This window comes from Sphingomonas sp. 10B4 (genome assembly GCF_035019905.1).
Lineage (GTDB): Bacteria > Pseudomonadota > Alphaproteobacteria > Sphingomonadales > Sphingomonadaceae > Sphingomonas > Sphingomonas glacialis.
Genome location: NZ_JASJVC010000138.1, coordinates 1 through 2887 on the forward strand (window position 1 = coordinate 1; position 2887 = coordinate 2887).

4 protein-coding genes and 1 pseudogene are annotated in these 2887 nt (G+C 60.0%); 1 reads left to right on the plus strand and 4 read right to left on the minus strand.

The window, feature by feature from the left end:
* On the plus strand, window positions 1-188 hold a 188-nt coding region (locus QN347_RS18985; RefSeq protein WP_323494317.1), incomplete at its 5' end, for a hypothetical protein.
* A 351-nt stretch (window positions 189-539) separates the two neighbouring features.
* On the opposite strand, the gene QN347_RS18990 is transcribed toward QN347_RS18985, so the two are convergent.
* The 4 genes and pseudogenes from QN347_RS18990 to QN347_RS19005 all read right to left on the minus strand — a co-directional run bounded on the left by QN347_RS18990 (window position 540) and on the right by QN347_RS19005 (window position 2823).
* Window positions 540-677, minus strand: a complete 138-nt coding sequence (locus QN347_RS18990; protein WP_322161031.1) for a hypothetical protein — start codon at window positions 675-677, stop codon at window positions 540-542.
* A 19-nt stretch (window positions 678-696) separates the two neighbouring features.
* A pseudogene (locus QN347_RS18995) lies at window positions 697-1089 on the minus strand (amino acid permease); the annotation flags it as partial.
* A 133-nt stretch (window positions 1090-1222) separates the two neighbouring features.
* On the minus strand, window positions 1223-1750 hold the full coding sequence (locus QN347_RS19000; RefSeq protein ID WP_322161029.1) for a cytochrome b: 528 nt from the start codon (window positions 1748-1750) through the stop codon (window positions 1223-1225).
* Between the two features lie 35 nt (window positions 1751-1785).
* On the minus strand, window positions 1786-2823 hold the full coding sequence (locus QN347_RS19005; protein WP_322161027.1) for a hypothetical protein: 1038 nt from the start codon (window positions 2821-2823) through the stop codon (window positions 1786-1788).
* Window positions 2824-2887: the final 64 nt, after the last annotated feature.

Here is a 2887-nt window from a genome sequence, read left to right on the forward strand (position 1 = left end):
CAGGTTTGGGCATCACGCCCATCTATCCCACTCGATTCCCTACGGGAATCCCCAACGTCAGTTTTGCAACAAAGCCGGTCCATCCTGTCCGCGGCATCGGCCGTAATCCGGTCTACCCCTCGTATCTCGCACTTGGCACCTTCATTGAACGCGTCGAGAAGGGCTTGGCATCGCTCAAGTGTGCGTGACGGATCCTCGAGTAGCAGCGCTTGCAACGACTGCGTGATCTGCCGCTCCCATAGCTGCGGGAACAGGCCGCGATGGTGCCGGAGGAAGTGAGACTCGCGATCCAAGCCGAACAGGGCTTCTAGCGCTTCGCGACCCGCATCCCAGCATGGCGGCACCCAGGCGCGATCTAGAGCACGCGATGGGTCCGCGCGCGCAGCATACCACTGGAGGGCGGTGGTGTCGAAAACCAAGGGCGGTGCAGCTCGAATTATGTAAACTTCTGACGTCGCGCACTGTCGTGCAACAAGGTGCCTTTTGGCAACCCTCCCGTAAGGGTAGAGATCTTGGCGGGGCTGGCCCCCGTCGGTTTGTCAGATCGAGAAATGGTCTGTCGAACGCGCACACATGAGTACGAGCGCCTCTCGCGCGCCGGCAATCTGGTCGAAATAGTCGAGGATGGTGCCGCTCTGCCTTAGCACCTCGCCGTCGGCGAGTACGAGCGTCGGCACGCGCGGCAGCGGATTGAATTCAGCGACCGCCCCCGCGCGCGATGTGGCTACGGCGGTAGCCGTAGGCAAAGTAGATCAGGAGACCGATGGCACCCCACAGTGGCAGCACCATCCGGTTGGCCCACGGCAGGCTGCAGTAAAGGAATATACAGCCCGCCACCGCCAGCGGCGCGACGATCCACACCGCTGGGGTCCTGAAGGGTCTGTGCCGGTGCGGGTCGCGGATGCGCAGGATGAGGACCGAGACCGCGACCATGAGGAAGGCGAAGAGCGTGCCAGCATTCGAGACATCCACCAGTTGTCCGACCGGCAGCAGCGCGGCCGCGGCGGCGACGAAGAGTCCGGTGATGATCGTCATCCGGTGCGGGGTCTTCCACTTCGGGTGGACCTCCGCGAGGCTCTCGGGAAGAAGCTAGCCTGAGCCTATGGCAATTTCGGGGAAGCGCTAGAGTGGCATTCGATATTCGGTATTGGGTCGAACCGCTTGTCAACATGCCTTTGCAGATGTTGTACGGCGCACGGCTGAACATAAATGTTGCGTGATTTTACAGCATGCGCTGAACAGTCCGATCCTTAACTACGAGCAGGTGATACATTGCGCCAAGCACGTGAAGTGCAATCGACGCGAGCAAGACGAGTGCAGCCGTCTGATGGACGTCACCCATCTGCTGACCAAGCGCCGAACCTTTTGCCACCAGCTGTGGCAGCGGGATCGTTCCGAACAACATCACGGCCCAGCCTCTCGCAGAGGCGTTGGCCCATCCCAGGAACGGCAGCGCGACGAGCAGTCCATAAAGTGCAAAATGGGTAATTCGTGATATAGCTTGCAACACTGGCGAGAGCGACGTCGGGGCGGCGGGCTCGCTATGGGTCACGCGCCAGCCGATCCGAACCAGGACGACCGCCAAGATTGCGACGCCGACGGATAAATGCCATCCGATCAACCCTGTCGGCTCCACACCGCGATGAATTTCGGGCATCGTCCATGCAATGGAGAATTGCAGGACAATCAATAGCACGGTCAGCCAGTGGAGCAGCCGTGCGACTGGGTCGTAGCGCTGTGCATCCTGCATCGTCGATCCTTCGAATTTATCGGTAACGGCGGGCGTCAATATGCCGCTCCGCGTGCGCAACGCGCGCAGGCAGTGAAGGTCTGCACCAACCGGATGCCGGCATAGACGCCGGACCGGTCTGCGACCCGTTCTCGAGCGACGCTCAATAGCAGCAAGCTCTGCGACGCAAAGTTGCGACCGATTGTCCCGGTGTAGATTCGGTCCTGCTGGGTCGGCATCAAAGGGTCTGTGGTCCAGCGCTGCGTTGCCGACATGTCGATCTGCCACGGTCCGCGCAGAAATTCCCCAGCTTCCGTTACATAGTTGCGATCACGGCCAGGCAAACCCTGGAAGTTCGCGCGGCGTGCCCCTTCAACATACAGATGCACCTCAGTGTATTTGCGCTGCAAAGTCTTGCGTACTGAGTTGCCGAGCGGGATCGAAACGTCGCCGCCCAGCGTGGTCCAGAACTCGCCTCGCGGCACCCCGAAGGTTCTGCCCCAACGAATGGCGCTTGCCTGGAATGTTGCTTGGGCGCCATGGCCGACGGGCACATTTAGCGCATCATAGGTAACCATCACGTTGGTCGGCAGATGCGTGTTACCGACACCGCCGTCCTTGTAATGGATTTGCCCCTCGTCATACGGAAAGCTGCGGTGCAGCGGCGACCGGTCGACCATGAAGGCTGACACAGAAATCTGCTGCCAGCCATATTTCTCGCTGCCGAAGACGTGCAGCTTCTCGATGCCCAGCATTTCGCTCGGCTCATAACCCTGGTCGGTTTCCTCGATGAAATCCGCCGAGAAGGGTCCTGGCAGCAGCACATAGGCGCGGCCGAAATTCTGGACGAACTTGCCCACCCGCCACGTGTCGTAGCGGACGTAGAGCTCCTTAAACTTGCCGCCGACCCTGCGGCCAGCGCCCTGATTGACAAACAGGTCTTTGTTGGGATCGTCGGCCGGGAGCGGTTCGCGTGCCTTGAACTGAAACAGGCCATAGAAATTGAGCGCGTCGCTGGTCGCATAAGAGAGTGTCGTATCGAAGCGGACGGAACGTGTCAATGATTTTGAGACAGCCGGATGGCTTTGTTGCATAACGTCGCGAGAGTATAACCGCGCTTTTACTTGAAGATGTTATGAGAGGCGGACGGTCACCGGT

Coding starts and splice junctions, on each gene's coding strand:
- QN347_RS19000 (WP_322161029.1), bottom strand. CDS start 1,750: ATGCAGGATGCACAGCGCTACGACCCAGTCGCACGGCTGCTCCACTGG.
- QN347_RS19005 (WP_322161027.1), bottom strand. CDS start 2,823: ATGCAACAAAGCCATCCGGCTGTCTCAAAATCATTGACACGTTCCGTC.